The sequence below is a fragment of the Arthrobacter sp. NPDC080073 genome (genome assembly GCF_040686575.1).
Lineage (GTDB): Bacteria > Actinomycetota > Actinomycetes > Actinomycetales > Micrococcaceae > Arthrobacter.
On the sequence record NZ_JBFBKR010000001.1, the window covers coordinates 329404 to 344224 of the forward strand.

The window sequence follows — 14821 nt, forward strand, 5'->3', positions numbered from 1 at the left end:
GGAGCCGCAAGAGCTTTCAACCGAGATATTCACGGAGGACCCCCATGGCCCTGAACGCATCCACCACCCTGCCCTACGGCGTCGACCGCGTAGCCGCTACTTTCATCGACGAAGACTTCCTGCGTCACACGAGCGAGTATGTCGGCGGCACTTTGGAATCATTCCAGATCGACGGCGACCCTTCCGGCGCTTTCACCACCATCACGGTCCGCACCCTGCCCACCACGCGCCTCCCGGAGATCGCCCGCAAGTTCGTGGGCGAGAAGCTCACGGTCACCCAGACCGAGAAGTGGGACGCCCCGACGGCCGATGGCTCCCGGACCAGCAACATCTCCCTGAAGATCTCGGGCGCCCCGCTTGATGTCACCGCGGTGCAGCGCCTCGTGGCTGACGGCGGCAACACCCGCGTCGAGCTCGAAGGTGCCGTCACGTCGTCGGTTCCGTTCCTCGGCGGCAAGATCGCCGAAGCAGCCGAACCCATGGTGGGCAAGGCCTTGAACATCCAGTCCCAGCAGGCCCAGGCCTGGCTCGAAAGCCACTAGGGTGAAGCTGGCAGCCGGGCTGTCGGTTGTTCTGATCGTCGCGGGGGCGTGGTCCCTGGTCGTCTGGCCGCAGTTCCTGCGCCGCGTCATGGCCGACTCCCGCGCCCGCGACGCCAACGGGAAAGCCACGAAGTTCCTCAGGGTCCACGTCGTGTTGGTCACCATTTCCATGGTGCTCGGGCTCGCGACGGCGGTCATCGGGATCACGGCGCTGCTCACCTAACGCTCCGGCGGGGTGGTGAGCCCTCGGGTAAAGTGGAACACAGGTGCGCCGGGAAGTCTGGTCGGCAACAGTTTTGTCGATCCCGAACTCCCTAAGGAGCCACATGGCGGACCGCCCGCACCCCGCTGCCCCGTCCACGGTTTTCAGCCGCTCGAGCTTCCCCGAGTACCAACGGATCCTGGCTATCCTGCGCACTGAAACCGTTGGTGGCGCACTCTTGCTCGCGGCAACAGTTGCCGCGCTCGTCTGGGCGAACTCACCTTTTGCCAATGGCTACTTCGCACTGCGCGAAGCCAAGATCGGCTACGCTCCCTGGCATCTGGAATTGAGCCTGGGCCACTGGGCCTCCGACGGTCTCCTAGCCGTCTTCTTCTTCATCGCGGGACTGGAACTCAAGCGTGAATTCGTGGCAGGGGAACTGCGGAAGCCCGCAAAAGCGATCGTGCCGGTCGCTGCGGCAGCGGGAGGCGTGGTCCTTCCCGCGCTCATCTACGTGGTCATCAACCTGGGCCCGGGCGCGGAAACACTCAAGGGCTGGGCCATCCCTACCGCCACTGACATCGCCTTCGCCCTGGCCGTCCTGGCGGTCATCAACACGCATTTGCCTGCGGCGTTGCGGACGTTCCTGCTGACACTGGCCGTGGTGGACGACTTGATTGCCATCGCCATCATCGCGTTTTTCTACTCGAGCGGCCTCGAGCCCCTCATGCTGTTGGCCGCCGCCGTGCCGCTGGCCCTCTTTACCCTTCTGGTCCAGAAACGCGTCCGCACATGGTACCTGCTCCTCCCCCTCGCCGCAGCCACCTGGGCTTTCGTCCATGCCTCGGGAATCCACGCAACCGTCGCAGGGGTCCTGCTCGGTTTCGCCGTGCCTGTCATGGCCTCGGGCAAGAAGGGCGAGCCTGCGGCCGGGCTCGCCGAAAGCTTCGAACACCGCTTGCGTCCCTTCTCCGCAGGCTTTGCTGTGCCTGTTTTCGCGTTCTTCTCCGCCGGGGTGGCTTTGGGCGGGGCAGAGGGACTGGGAGCCGCCCTGCGCGATCCGGTAGCGGTGGGCATCGTGCTGGCCCTCGTGGTGGGCAAGACCGCGGGGGTGTTCGGCACCACATTCCTCATCACAAAGACCACCCGCGCGCGGCTGGATGACGGATTGGCATGGATCGATGTCGCTGGGCTGGCCATGCTTGCGGGCGTCGGTTTCACCGTCTCCCTCCTGATCGCCGAACTGGGCTTCGGCACCGGTTCCCCGCACGATGACCACGCGAAAGTGGCCATTCTGGCCGGTTCCCTCGCCGCAGCAGTGCTTGCCGCCGTCGTGCTTAAAGCCCGTAACCGGCACTACCGCCGCGTGGCGCTGGAGGAGCAAAGGGACGACGACGGCGATGGCGTGCCTGATGTTTTTACCCGCGCCTGACGTGCCGGGTCTCGTGCGTTCCCGCGGAGTCGTCCCGCGATGATCCGGTTGTTACCGATCGCCGCGCAAGAACCGGACGATCCTGCCGGTCAGCCGGCCAGGCCGCCTGGCAAGATCGGAAAAACTCGTCCTGTTCAGGACGGTTTCTTCCAAGGACGCCACCCTTCGTCCAAGCTCGTCCACGCTTGAACTTATCCGCTCCGCCAACTCCCGCAACTCATGGATAGCCCCTTCTTGCTGCCCGTGCATCTGGGCCAGATAGAGCAAGGTTCCGTATCCCGTCTTGCCGGCCTCTTCGCGAAGGTAGACATCACGCACATAGCGGTCGAACTTCTGGTGGTCATCGGCACCGGCTATGACGCTGTTTCCCATGTCGCCGCGCTCTGATGGTCGATGGCACCAAAAGGCCAGAGGCTCGCCGTCCAGCAATTCGATCGGGGACACCGAAAGGAAACGGAGGTTGAACTCCCAATCCCCCACTGCGTCCAGCGCTTCGTTGTAATTCCCGATCCGCTCAAGGATGGAACGGCGGTAGAGGAAGGAAATCGGCACCACCCGGTTGCTGCGAAGCATATCGGACAGGGTAATCGCACGAAGGTCCTGCTCGAACCCTTGGGAGCCGGTCTGCTCGATGACACCTCCGCGGATCTCCTCATAGACGATATCCGTGCGGACAGCCACGCCCTGGGCCTGCGGCATCCCGTCGAGGAAGCCCACAGTCTTCTTCAGGAAGTCCTTATGCCAACGATCGTCGTCGTCATGAATGGAGATGAACTCCGAGGCCGTGGCTTGGATCCCTGCGTTGGACGCGGCCTCCATGCCTTTGCTGGCCTCGTGGTGGAGGATCGTAAGCTTGCCGGCGGGAAGGTGGTCCCAGGTCCTGGCTAGCGCGTCCACCGGAACTGGATCCCCGCCGTCGTTCACGACGACCACTGCAACATCCTCGAAGGACTGGTCGAAGATGTCTGCCAGCGCCCGGCGCAGGAGGACCGGCCGGTTCTTTGTGCGTACGACGACGGCGACGCGGGCCTGGGCGTTCATCGACCGCCTCCGGAAACACGACGCAACACGCTGGCGCCTCGGCGCAACAGAGTGGCGGCCTTGAACGATCGTGATCGAACTATTCGCTCTTTTTCTTCCATCGCTTCATTTCGTTCATGCAACAGTAGATCGCGTTGCGAGCGGACATCGTCCCACTCCGTCCAGAGGGTGGCGATTCCGCCGCTCAGGGCACGGAACTGGCTGCGTTGCCCTCTGGCCTGCTTGGCCCACTCTGAGTCCGATTCAAGGCTCACGACGTCCCCCAGCCCCTTTGCTGCCTCGGCATCTCTCCCTGAGAGTATGCTTGCGACGGCGTCCCACCAGTTCTCATGAACGGCGCGTATCCGGGGACGCACCGATTCAAGGTGCTCCCGGATTTCCGCGCGCCTCGCCCATGCCTCAGCGATGGCGAGGTCGAAACCACCGATATCGAGGCTGCTGAGGGGCAAGGCCCAGTCCTGCACGCCCCAGTTGTCCATGGCTCCATGCAGTCTCACGTCCGAGTAGGAGTCATTCGCAAGCGCAACCACCGGCACCCCGGCCGCAAGGCCGAAGACCACAGGGTGGTAGCGGTTTGTCAGCACTAGTTCTGCTGCCGCGGTGAATGCCGCGACTGCGGGCGCCGGAAGAACGGGGCAAACGCGAACCTGGCCGCTCCGGGAGTGTGCCTGTACCGTTTCGTGGGACTCATGGTCACCGCCCCGGCCCTCTGGGCCGAGAGGGCCCACGTGCGGGATCAGATAGACCGGGAGACCTGTCAGCTCCACCGCCCGGTCCAACACTTCTCCCAGCTTCGCAAGGCTGCGGGTTCCGTCCCGCCAGGATTCGGGACCGAAGGTCGCCGCTATGAAAGGGCCTTCCGGAAGCTCGAACTCTTCCCCGGCTGGATTCGCGTCTACCGATCCGGGCGGGAGCAGGAAGCTGGCATCATCGACAACCCTGGTCAGTTTCTCGGAACCGAGGCCCATCTGAAAGCCCAACGCATAGGAGGATGGCTCCCGCGCACCCACCAAACCCGCATAATCCAAGAGCTCGTGGAGGGTTTGCTGATCCTGTGGCAACAGCGTAGGACCAAAGGTTTGGCCACTGACAACCAAGGGCTTGCCCAGTTCCTTCGCGATAAGGCCCAGCGCGGCACGCTCGTAGAGCAGCCATCCATACAAGGAATTCATGTTGCCGCCGCCGGCGATCAGCACACCGTCCGCTGACTTCACCTCGTCAATCACCCGCCACACGGAATCCCCGGCCGGTAGGGCGGTGCGGTCTCCGCTGGCCGCCCGGCGAACAAGTTCCAGGTGCTTGCTGCGCTCCGCAGGAGGCCAAGGGAACACCAGGGTGTCCATCGCGTCCATGCCATAGAGGTCTTTGGTTTGTTCCGGGTCACGGGTCAGGAGGACGATCTTGGCCTCAAGCCGGGCCCGAAGTTCATCGGCCGCCGCGATTGCCATCGCCTCGTCACCTACGTGGTAAGCCACTTGGCCCAGATCGCCTTGTACCAGAATCTTCAACACTCGGTCCTTCCCTCACGTGCACGCAGCGGTTGAGCTGGCTAGGCGCCTAACCACTTCCGGATGCGCTGAAACAGCCTATCGTTCTTCGCCGGGGACTCCGAAACTTGACGATTCTCCGGGTTTTAAGCGCTGACACCCAGGGAATGCCATGATCGGAGTGATACGAGTAGCCGACATTTCAAATGGAGTAATGAGTCTTCCAAGTAGGGTGGTTGGCACGCTGTTTGGGCGGTATCGACAGGAATACCTTGCTGCTATGGACGCGAATAGTATGGAGCGAGTGTGGCATGGGGCCCACAGGAGAGCCCAAGAGAAGAACTGGTCATTGTTCTTTGTTTGGGCAATTCTCGGTCTTATGACGATTTCGGTACTCATCGCAGCGGTACCCAAATGATGCGGTGACAAAGCCAACGGTACAAAAAGCTCGGACCGGTTTTTACGGGTCCGAGCTTTTCTTTGCCGTTCGCTTTTCCAAGCCATGAATAGTCAGCCGTGAATGCCGCAGCATGGCTGCGTTGGAGCATTCGGCCCTTACTGCACCAGTCCGGCGACGGCGGCGAGAATTGTCGCCGCAACGAGGACGAGCAACAATCCCACAACCACGAATTCCGCCCTGCGGACTCGATGTTGGCTCCGGCGCCATTCGCGCCTGCTCTCCAAGGTGATCATGCTTCGAGGCTAAGTCCGGACCGTTGCGTGAAATAGAGTGGACGGTACTCGACCTCTGCCTACCAGCACTAAAGAGGCCGGGACACCCCTTGGCCCGCCTCGGCCTGGCGCAGGGCGTCCTCCGCGGCAACCCACGCGAGCATGGCGCACTTTACCCGGGCAGGATATTTGGCAACCCCGGCCAAGGCGGCAGCGTCCTCGAGGAGTTCCTCATCCGCTTCCAGCTTGCCGCGCGAACGCATCAATTCCCGGAAGTGATCGATCGTGTGGCGGAGGGATACCGGGGACATGCCAGGTGCCATTTCACTGAGTATGGACGCCGACGCCATCGAGATCGCACACCCGTCACCGTCCCAATGGATCTCCGTGACGGCCTGTCCGTCTCCGGCGGTGCCAAGACTCAGACGGAGGGTGATTTCGTCGCCGCAAATGGGATTGAGCTGGTGGCTCTGTCCTGTATGGCTCTCTCCTGCATGGCTCTGTCCTGCGGCAGGCGCGCCCGTTGCGGTAGCTGGAAGCTTGGCAAGGTCTCCCCCGCTGCGGGCCTTGGAGTGCTCCAGGATCAGTTGCTGGTACAGGGAGTCCAGGCCGCTCACGACGCGGCTCCGGCCGTTACGCCAAAGTAGGGCCTGATCTGGGCAACCGCCTCAACCAACAGGTCGACTTCCTCGAACGTGGTGTACAGGTATGTACTGGCCCGCGTGGAGGCGCTCAGGCCCAGCCTGCGGTGCAAGGGCTGGGCACAATGGTGGCCCACCCGCACGGCGATACCCAGGTCGTCGAGGTACTGCCCGACGTCGTGCGCGTGGACTCCGGCGACGTCGAACGCGGCAAGCCCGGTGCGTTCTTCGCCCGGCCCGGGGCCCAGCACACGGACGCCCTCGATGGCGCTGAGGCCCGTGACAAGCCTTTGGCCGAGTTCCGCTTCACGAAGAGCGATCCGGTGCATTCCTGTTTCGCTGAGGTAGTTTGCCGCGGCACCGAAGGCCACGGCCTGGGAAATAGGCTGGGTTCCGGCCTCGAAGCGCTGGGGGGCGGGCAGGTATTGGGCTTCTTCCATGGTCACCGTCGTGATCATGGAACCGCCGGTCAGGAACGGCGGCATGGCATTGAGCAATTCGCTGCGGCCATAGACCGCGCCGATTCCCGTGGGGCCAAGCATCTTGTGCCCGGAGAATACGGCGAAGTCCACGTCCAGGGCCTTGAAGTCCAAGGGCAGGTGCGGCGCGGACTGGCAGGCGTCCAGGACCACCAGGGCGCCCACTTCCCGTGCCATTGCGACCAACACTTCCACGGGATTGATATTGCCGAGCACGTTGGAAGTGTGGGTGAACGCCAGGATCCTGGTGCGCGCGCTCATGAGGCGTGCTGCTTCGTCAAGACGCAGCGCACCGGCGTCGTCGAGGGGAATGTAGCGGAGGCTCGCTCCGGTCCGCCGGCACAGTTCCTGCCACGGGATCAGGTTGGCGTGGTGTTCCATTTCGGTGACAAGCACTTCGTCGCCCGGTTTGAGGGCAAAGCGCACGGCTTCCCCACCCGCCCTGCCTACGCTGGCGTTCGAAAACGAATAGGCCAGGAGGTTCAGCCCCGCGGTGGCGTTGGCGGTCCAGATCAGCTCATCGTCCTGCACGCCCACAAATCGTGCCACGGTGGCACGCGCGTCTTCAAAGGCGTCCGTGGCCTCTACAGCGAGGTGGTGCGCGCCGCGGTGGACGGCCGAGTTGCGCTGTTCGTAGAATTCCTGCTCAGCCTCCAGCACGCTCCGGGGGTTCTGCGAGGTAGCCCCCGAATCCAGGTAGACCAGCGGTTTGCCGTTGATCTCCTGCTCAAGAACGGGGAAGTCGTTGCGGATGCGACGGACTTCATCGTCATCGAGTGCGGAAACCTGGGCATCTCCCCACGCGGGGGTGGAAACCATTGTCAAAACCGGTGCTCCTTGTTAGGACTACGTGGCAATCGCCAGCGGCTGACCGCCAGGAGTGGCGGCGTCACCTAGTAATTGTCCCACCAATCGGCTTCACTGCCTTCATCCGGGGAGCATTGACCCTACTCCTCCGGCTTCGCCAACTCGTCCCACAGTTCGGAAAGCTTCTGCCTGCGGGACACTCCGAGCTTGCCGTAAACCCGCTGCAGGTGGGCGTTGACCGTGTTGACGGCGATACCCAACCGGGCAGCCACCTCCGCGCTGCTCAGTCCGGATGCCACCAACGCAGTCACTTCCCGTTCACGTTGGGAAAGCTTGACGGCGCCGGGAAGGACCGAGGACCCGGCCTCCGGACTGGCCGGGTGAGGCTCGTCAAAAACGAAAGCCTCCTCCTGGTCTGACGCCTGCTGGGGTTCGCCTATGCTTAGCTGTCCTGTTCCCATTTCCTGTCCCGCTTCCTGTCCCGAGGGCATCCCGGACTCGACACTCCACACCAGCTCGGACACTGCGGCCCCCAGCTGCCGGTCTCCCCGGCTGCCGGTACGGGCGGCCAGGCCGAGATTCAACATTTCGAGCGCCCGGTGTCCCTTCTTGGCGGCAGAACCGGCAAGTTGCAGCAGTTTCCGGTGCGAGTGTTCTGCGCCAATCAGCACTGACCGGGCGGCGGACGAATAGCTTTCGGCGAGCTGCGAGGCAAGATAGTTCCCCCCGCTGGCCCGCGAGTCGTAGGCCGCCAGTGCGCGACGGACCTGGTTGACATCGCCCAGCAACCACGCAGCCGCGGCAAGTCCGCCGAGGGCCGGCGGCAGGAGCCCCTCCGGGTCGGCTTCATCCAGCCGTGCCTTGGCTTGGCGGAATTGTTCACACGCCAGTTCCAGGCTCCCCTGCCTGGCAAGTACGAGTGCCCGGTAGAGATGCGCAGACCCGCCGAAATAGCTCATCCGGTTGCTGAAGCTTGAACTGCCGGCGCAGAACATTTCGGGGCCACCCCATTGCCCGCGCCAGATCAGATTGGACCCGTGGATGGTCAGCACAGTGGAGTGGAAGTCCACGGGGCACCGTGGCAGCCGCCCCACGGCTTCGAGGGCCAGCTTCGAAAGAGCGACGGCGTCGGCGAACCGTCCGCTGACAGCCAGCCCTTGGGAGACAAGCGCCATCAATAGCACGCTGGCCTGGGTAGGCGCTGGCGGATGGCGCTCCGTGCGCAATCCAGGATCGACCAATTGGCTGTGGCAAAGCCTTTGGAACAGCTCACTGTTGGCTGAAGGCCAGCTACCGTTCTGGGCATCCAGATACAGCTGGAGAACATCCAATTCATCCCGGACGGCAGACTCCTCAAGACGGGCTGGCTCGCCCGGTTGGAGGCCGACGGCGGCAGCCTCCAACCGCCGTCGGGCATCCTGGAGCACCCCCTGCAGCACGTTGGCTCCGGGCGATGTCGGCAACAGCGCATGCAGCAGAAGCCACACGGCATGGGCGAAATCCACAGTCAGGACGTCAGGGGTGTTTGCCACCAGACCCTTCAAGATCGTCACAGCCCCGGGGAAATCCCTTGTTTGATAGAGCGCCCTTGCCAGTTCCACGCCGGCAACCAGTCCGAGTTCCGGCGCGCGCACTGCTTCCGCTGCCCGACGGGCCCTCCGATTGTCGTGAATGTCGTTTGCGGCAATGGCCACGGCCAAAAGATCAGCGTCGGGCACCGGCAAGCCGCTTGCCTGCTCGAGGTCCACGCGACGGAACAGCGTCCAGAGCGAGTCATCGGCAACGGGTGAGGACGTCGCGTAGATTTTCCGTCGCAGCTCGAGGATCCGTTCAGGTCCCAGCTGCTGCCGGGCCAGCCTCGCTTCAATGGCGTGGCTGAGCGTTGCTGTCTCCTGACGGTCTTTCAGGACCCGGATCGTTCCGTCGGCCCGAAGCGCTTCGATCGCCCGCTTTTGGCCAAGTTGTTCAAGGACGGCCAGCGGTATCGGCTCCCCCACTGCCAGAATATCCACCACCTGCCGCTGCGGCACGGAATAGCCCTCAAGCCGGTGGCGGGTCAGCTCGAGCGCTTGCGAACCGTCCAAACGGATCGGTCCGGACAACATCCACGAATCAGCGTGTTCCACGATCTCGCCGCGCGCCGCAGCTTCATCCAGCAACAACTTCGCGGTCTGCAGGTTTCCTCCGGTGAGGGCATGGATGTCCCGGACCAGGCTTCGGGCCGCGCGTCCGCCGAGGCGATCATCAAGGAATTCTTGAAGCTGCTCCTGCGTGAGATCGTCCAGGGTCACAACGGAAAGCTGCCGCGAAACCACGGATTCCATGAGTTCCATTCTCAACGGCCGGTCCGAGCGGTGGGTGGCAATCAGGCGGATGTCCGGTTCAACAAGCAGCTGGCTCAGGAGCCAAAGAGACATGTCATCCAGGAAATCGATGTTGTCCAGCACCAGCAACGCAGCCGACCCGGGTGTCGCCGCGCCACGCACCGCTTTGCGGCAAGCCGCCACGATGGAACCCGGCCACACCTTGGCCCTTCCCGGCAGGTCCGGAACAAGTGCCATGGCGATTCCAAACGGAATGTCCGCGAATGACTCCGAGACGTTGTGGGCGATTACGCTGAATGAACCGCTCAGGACTGAAGCCGCCGCGTCCAGGAGGGTGGTCATTCCGGAGCCCCCCGGCCCCGAGATGACTATCCCGGCCGGTTCGGGCCCCGACAAGGCAATAACAATCTCCTGGAGCTCCGCTGCCCGAATGATCGGGGGCGAGGTGTGGGTCCCTTCGGTATCGTCCATGGTCCTGTCTAATCTTCGGGCCGCCGGACACACGTTCCTGACGGCTGTGGCACGGACCGGTGTCATTTCCAAACGTTACCTTCGGGGTTTCAGTCCTGGATTGAGTGGTAACTACTTGAATTTCCGGGGCTACTTGCACGAAACATCACCGCTCCACGGAGCCCCCTCGCGAGGCATCACGGCGTCGTTTCCAGCCGGGTTTTCCCGCCGGATTTGCATCCTCCGTTACCACCCTGTGATCTGACTGTGTAAGCTGGTGCCGCAAGAGTAAGTTCCGGCTGGCTACTTCTGGGGAGTTGAAGCGCAGCCGATTTTCGTAACAACTCTGTCGTGACACACCATTTGGCCGTGTACGACGCTGCGGCGTGTTCGGCTGCAGCTCGCCTTATCCATTGCCCAGGTCTCGTATGTCTATGTCCCCAACAGATATGTCACCCAAATATGAAACACCTGTTCACAGCACTCGTTGCCGTGGCGCTCCTTGCCTTCGGCGGGTTCGCCACCATCTCCGCTGTCCAGTCATCGCACAAATCCTCCTATCAGGCCGGCGACCACGGTTCATATTCGCGGCCGAGCTCGTCGCATTCCGCTTCATCCGCGCCAACCCGCACCGCAACGCCGGCGCCGACGCCGACGCCGACGCCGACGCCGACGTCGAGCAGCGTTCCGGCCGCGGCGCCGTCGAGCACGCCCGCTGCGGCCGCCCCCGCTCCAGCCGCAACAGCCGCCGGCGCGCCCGCGCCAACAGCAGCGCCCCTGCCTGTCACGGGAACCTACCCGCTGCACACCAACATTGTGAGCACCACCTTCTGGGTAGGCGAGATTTTCAATGCCAGCCTCTCGGACGGCTCCCAAGTCTGCTCCACCTACAACGGTCAATGGGCCCTGCAGCACACTGGCGTCAACATGGGGGCGACTCCGTCCAGCGCGAGCGGTTGCCCCGGCAGCACTTACGGCGGTTGTGACGGAGTCAGTTCCGGCACCGGCACGAGCTTCCAGTGCGCCACGGAAAAGCGCGTAGCCAGCAACGGGTACTTCCCGCTGCACCAGCCCAAGCCCTTGCAGAACCCGTTCTATTTGGATCTGCCTTACGACGACGTCAATGACAGCGTCGCTTTCGCTGAGCGTTGCAAGGTGATTCCGTGGGCCGCAGCGGACAACGCCAAAACCGGCGTCAACCATTGCGCGGACTCAAGCTACAGCTACATGAAGAACGCATGGGTCCAGATCACCGGACCCAATGGCGGCGTGTGCTACGGACAAGTTGAAGATGCCGGCCCCTCGAGCGGTTCCCTCTACCACGATTCCGCCTACGTGTTCGGCGCGAACAACGCCCGTCCTGCCAACAAGCAGTTCTCCGGCGACCCGAGCCAGGGTGCGGGCATGGATGTATCCCCTGCCCTGAACGGCTGCCTGGGCTTCGCTGAGCTGAACGGCGACAATGACCACGTATCGTGGCGTTTCGTTGACCGCGCCAGCGTGCCGCCTGGTCCGTGGTTGAACGTCGTCACCACTTCGGGAGTCACCAACTAACATCCCGGAACCCGGATCAGCATGACACCACGCACTCGGGGAGTGCCGGACGCCCATGCCACACAGCTGCAATGGCTGCGTGGCATGGGCGTCCGCGTGTCCGTTTACCAGGCCGGCGGCTGTCCGTGCGACTGCGTCCTAGCCGGTCCGCACCACGGAAGGACCCGGCGTCGCGATTTCCTGAGGTTGGCGTTGGATCCGCCGGACGGGGCTGACCCAAACTCCCGACGAATGCGCCGAGTACGCCCTGGGCAAGACCTGGAGGCAGATGACTGCGTCCAGGATCCGCATCAGCGGAAAGAAGGGAGCCATCAACAGAAAGCGCGGGCTGCGCATCGAAACAGCGGCAAGGACAGTCAAGAAGAGGTCCGGCAGGAAAACTCCGATGAGGACGTCCTGAGGCCGCAGGACGCCCGACAGGAAGATGAAGACTTCCGATCGATTGCCAAAAATCCACACTTCGACCGCCGCGAGGGACGATAGCAGGAATGCCGGGACCAGAAGCACGAAGAAGAGGCAGCTGGCTACGAGCTCAACAATGTACAGCCCCAGGACAAACCAGAATCTGCTGAACTGCAGGCCGTGCCGCCTGACGGTCTGCCAGAAACCAAGTATCCACCGACGCACCTGCTTGATATAGTCCGTCAGGTTGTCCGGATCCTGGGTGTACGCAACAGCCGCGGAGGGATGGAATGCGATCCGTCCCAGCTTCTTCGCATGGATTTCAAACGTCATGTTGAAGTCTTCGATCACCAGTCCGGGCGCAAAGACCTCTATTTTTGCGAGCGCGCTGGTTCTGTACATGCTGGCAAAGCCAGGCACGATGGAGACGACATTGGCGCCCTGCGCTGCCTGACCGTACTTGAGGAGCAGTTGGACCGCGATGTACAAGCGCTCCCGGTAGGCCACGAGGAAGCGGCCGATCGCCGTCGGAGGTGCCGGGTTCATGATCGACTTGGCGCGTCCCGCGACGGCGACCACCGTGGGATCATCAAACAAAGGAAGCCCGGTTTCGAGGTAGTCCGGCGTCGGGCGGGTGTCTGCGTCCAGGAGCATGACCACCTTGAACCGCTTGCACAGATCGAAATGGGCGATGCCCGCGGCGAGTGCGCCTGCCTTGCCACGGTTCGGTTCAAGGTCAAGGACCTTCACCCCTGCATCCCGTGCAATAGCTGCGGTGTCATCAGTCGACATGTCCGAAACGACGTGGATGTTGCGTCGAGGGACCAAAGCGGAGGCCGCGAGGATGGTCTCCCTGATGACGAGGGCCTCGTTGTGGGCGGCAATGAGGACCGCGACATTCGCCGGGTAGATGCGCCCTCCCTTTGAACGATGGCGGCCCCGCTGATGTCGAGGGACCGGCGCATTGCCGCCGCGCAGCAAGGCGATCCACCTGCGGACCCTCGATGACAATTCCCGGGCCCGCCACGACTCCTCGCCGGCCAGGCGGACCAGCCCGGCAATGGACCAAAAGATCGTGCTTACCCCCAGAACCAAAAAGATCGAAAGAACTATCACGGCGACGGAGCTCCCACTGTGTCGTACATTTCGTAATCATCGGTAGCAAGCTGGCCATCGCTGAAAAGGTTCATTCCAAAGCTGATGGCCTCGGCTCCTGCCGGAACGGGCGGCGTATCCCAGATCGCCTGCTCGTAACTGGTGTTGGCCGCGAACCAGGGACTGGCTGTCCAGTAGGTCCACGTGCCCAGCTTGTTGCGGTAATACACTTCGAACTGCGTCTTGGCGGTGGACTGGTACCACGCCCTCAGCGAGTAGCTGTGGCCGGTACTCACGCTCGGAGCGCATGCTCCCAGATCGAGGACGGGAAGCAGTTTGGCATCACCGGACGAATATTCGCTCAGGTCCAGGCGACGGGCCACCGCACCACTGTGTCCCGGGCTCAAGGTGCTCAGGACTACGGCATTCTTGCCGTAGGACGCCACCTGCCAGCATTGCGGCAAGCCGTACTTTCCGGCGGTTTCCAACCCCGGATTCCGAATAGCGTTCTGACCCGCTGCTGCCGGCGGCGCCGCGGGACCGTTCACCACGGGTTTCGCCACGCCGCCGATCACGTCATGTACCGTGCGCACGCCCATGGTCCCTGGTTGGGTCTTGGCGGCCAGCCATGTGGCGAATTGTTCGAACAACGCGGGGCTGACGGAGCGGGGATTGCCGCTGTTGTCAATGTCGTAGAAGGTCAGCTGTAACCAGCCCCCGGCCTTTTCGGCCTGCTCCACCGTCGCCTCGAGGTCGGCCAGCGTCCACTTGCTGCCGACTTCCGATGTCGCCCGTGTCCGGAACAGGTCGGCGGGGCGCACAGCTTCCGCAGCCGCACAGCCCGCGCAATCAACGGGGGTGGTTATCTCGCCGAGGCCACGGGCGCTGTTGTAGCCGCAACCAGCGACCAACTCTTCCGACTTCGGCGTTGACGCCGCGAACGGATAGGCAAAGGAGGTCACCTTGAAGCCCCAGTCCGTGAGGTTCGCCCGGTCGTTGCAGATCTGCCTCGACGCCTCGTCCGGTTCTACCGAAGTCACATCGGCAAGGGTGACCGTATGGCCACCGATTTCGTTCTGGTCCGCGGACAGGCTGTGGAGATTGTCCATTGTCATGTATTCAGGTGCGCCTACAAAGCCCGAGTCTATGAAGAAGGTGCCCCTGAGTCCGTGAGCCTTCAAGATCCGGGCCGCCTCCATCTGGCTTGCCCGGCCCTCATCGAACGTCAGGCTGACAGATGAGAGCGGAGCGACAGAAGGTGTGGGGGTGTTGCTCCCGGACCCGCTTACTGGAGCTTGACTTCCGTTGATCAGCGATGTGGCGCCGGTCACCAGGAGCAGCACCGACACGCACGAGGCAGCCCACAGCCCTGCCCGTTTCCTCGATGCGCGGACCGGGTCGGATGCGGGGCCCTTCCCCAGGGGACTCATTGCCAACCCGCGCTGCCGAGGTTCCTGAAGGGGCCGGTGGCGACTGGGGGAAGCCTCGGTCTCAAAGGCTTATTCACCACCGGCCCCCGCTCAGGGGCCCTCTCTGCGAGGGCGCGCTGCCGTTCGGCAGCACGGTCGATCGGCGCCGGCTCCACGGGAGGTACCGTGTTGTATCCCCCAAGAGCAGGCTCGGACTCCAGGCAAACACCTTCCAGGATGAATCCGCTGCGTCCTGATACCGCCCGGACCAGAGCGTCCGTTTC

Annotated in this window: 13 protein-coding genes; 4 read left to right on the plus strand and 9 right to left on the minus strand. The window is 63.2% G+C overall.

Annotated features, from left to right (window positions below; translation table 11 throughout):
• The first annotated feature begins 44 nt into the window (after positions 1-44).
• The 3 genes from AB0O52_RS01560 to nhaA all read left to right on the plus strand — a co-directional run bounded on the left by AB0O52_RS01560 (position 45) and on the right by nhaA (position 2176).
• Positions 45-542 carry a DUF2505 domain-containing protein gene (locus AB0O52_RS01560; RefSeq protein WP_364532354.1) on the plus strand — a complete coding sequence of 166 codons (498 nt, stop codon included), beginning with the start codon at positions 45-47 and terminating at the stop codon, positions 540-542.
• Position 543: 1 nt separating this feature from the next.
• Positions 544-765 carry a hypothetical protein gene (locus AB0O52_RS01565; protein ID WP_364532357.1) on the plus strand — a complete coding sequence of 74 codons (222 nt, stop codon included), beginning with the start codon at positions 544-546 and terminating at the stop codon, positions 763-765.
• Between the two features lie 103 nt (positions 766-868).
• Positions 869-2176: a Na+/H+ antiporter NhaA gene (gene nhaA, locus AB0O52_RS01570; protein WP_364532360.1), complete on the plus strand. Its 1308-nt coding sequence runs from the start codon at positions 869-871 to the stop codon at positions 2174-2176.
• A 51-nt stretch (positions 2177-2227) separates the two neighbouring features.
• On the opposite strand, the gene AB0O52_RS01575 is transcribed toward nhaA, so the two are convergent.
• The 7 genes from AB0O52_RS01575 to AB0O52_RS01605 form a co-directional block, all read right to left on the minus strand.
• Complete coding sequence (locus tag AB0O52_RS01575; protein WP_364532363.1) at positions 2228-3217, minus strand: glycosyltransferase family 2 protein; 990 nt, start codon at positions 3215-3217, stop codon at positions 2228-2230.
• Positions 3214-4725 (minus strand): polysaccharide pyruvyl transferase family protein, encoded by a 1512-nt coding sequence (locus AB0O52_RS01580; RefSeq protein WP_364532366.1) that lies wholly within the window; start codon positions 4723-4725, stop codon positions 3214-3216. The genes AB0O52_RS01575 and AB0O52_RS01580 overlap by 4 nt, the downstream gene beginning before the upstream one ends.
• A 534-nt stretch (positions 4726-5259) precedes the next feature.
• Positions 5260-5397, minus strand: a complete 138-nt coding sequence (locus AB0O52_RS01585; protein WP_364532368.1) for a hypothetical protein — start codon at positions 5395-5397, stop codon at positions 5260-5262.
• Between the two features lie 68 nt (positions 5398-5465).
• The gene (gene sufU, locus AB0O52_RS01590; protein WP_364532371.1) at positions 5466-5993 is read right to left on the minus strand and encodes a Fe-S cluster assembly sulfur transfer protein SufU; all 528 of its coding nucleotides are present in this window, start codon (positions 5991-5993) and stop codon (positions 5466-5468) included.
• A complete protein-coding gene (locus AB0O52_RS01595) occupies positions 5990-7321 on the minus strand; it encodes a cysteine desulfurase (RefSeq protein WP_364532374.1) in 1332 nt (443 codons plus the stop codon). Before AB0O52_RS01595 ends, sufU begins: the two co-directional genes overlap by 4 nt.
• A gap of 122 nt (positions 7322-7443) precedes the next feature.
• Positions 7444-10098, minus strand: coding sequence for a LuxR C-terminal-related transcriptional regulator (locus tag AB0O52_RS01600; RefSeq protein WP_364532376.1), 2655 nt, complete (start codon positions 10096-10098; stop codon positions 7444-7446).
• A gap of 539 nt (positions 10099-10637) precedes the next feature.
• Positions 10638-10865, minus strand: a complete 228-nt coding sequence (locus tag AB0O52_RS01605) for a hypothetical protein (RefSeq protein ID WP_364532379.1) — start codon at positions 10863-10865, stop codon at positions 10638-10640.
• A 28-nt stretch (positions 10866-10893) separates the two neighbouring features.
• On the opposite strand from AB0O52_RS01605, the gene AB0O52_RS01610 reads away from it, so the two are divergent.
• Positions 10894-11631, plus strand: a complete 738-nt coding sequence (locus AB0O52_RS01610) for a hypothetical protein (protein WP_364532382.1) — start codon at positions 10894-10896, stop codon at positions 11629-11631.
• Positions 11632-11769: 138 nt separating this feature from the next.
• Here AB0O52_RS01610 and AB0O52_RS01615 read toward each other — a convergent pair whose 3' ends face one another.
• Together AB0O52_RS01615 and AB0O52_RS01620 are read right to left on the minus strand one after the other, a co-directional pair.
• On the minus strand, positions 11770-13149 hold the full coding sequence (locus AB0O52_RS01615; protein ID WP_364532385.1) for a glycosyltransferase family 2 protein: 1380 nt from the start codon (positions 13147-13149) through the stop codon (positions 11770-11772).
• A complete protein-coding gene (locus AB0O52_RS01620) occupies positions 13146-14558 on the minus strand; it encodes a polysaccharide deacetylase family protein (RefSeq protein ID WP_364532388.1) in 1413 nt (470 codons plus the stop codon). Before AB0O52_RS01620 ends, AB0O52_RS01615 begins: the two co-directional genes overlap by 4 nt.
• Positions 14559-14821: the final 263 nt, after the last annotated feature.

What these genes read in the sequence shown, in the direction of transcription:
- AB0O52_RS01600 (WP_364532376.1), bottom strand. Translation starts at nt 10,098, where the DNA reads ATGGACGATACCGAAGGGACCCACACCTCGCCCCCGATCATTCGGGCA.
- AB0O52_RS01620 (WP_364532388.1), bottom strand. Translation starts at nt 14,558, where the DNA reads ATGAGTCCCCTGGGGAAGGGCCCCGCATCCGACCCGGTCCGCGCATCG.
- AB0O52_RS01585 (WP_364532368.1), bottom strand. Translation starts at nt 5,397, where the DNA reads ATGATCACCTTGGAGAGCAGGCGCGAATGGCGCCGGAGCCAACATCGA.
- AB0O52_RS01575 (WP_364532363.1), bottom strand. Translation starts at nt 3,217, where the DNA reads ATGAACGCCCAGGCCCGCGTCGCCGTCGTCGTACGCACAAAGAACCGG.
- nhaA (WP_364532360.1), top strand. Translation starts at nt 869, where the DNA reads ATGGCGGACCGCCCGCACCCCGCTGCCCCGTCCACGGTTTTCAGCCGC.
- AB0O52_RS01560 (WP_364532354.1), top strand. Translation starts at nt 45, where the DNA reads ATGGCCCTGAACGCATCCACCACCCTGCCCTACGGCGTCGACCGCGTA.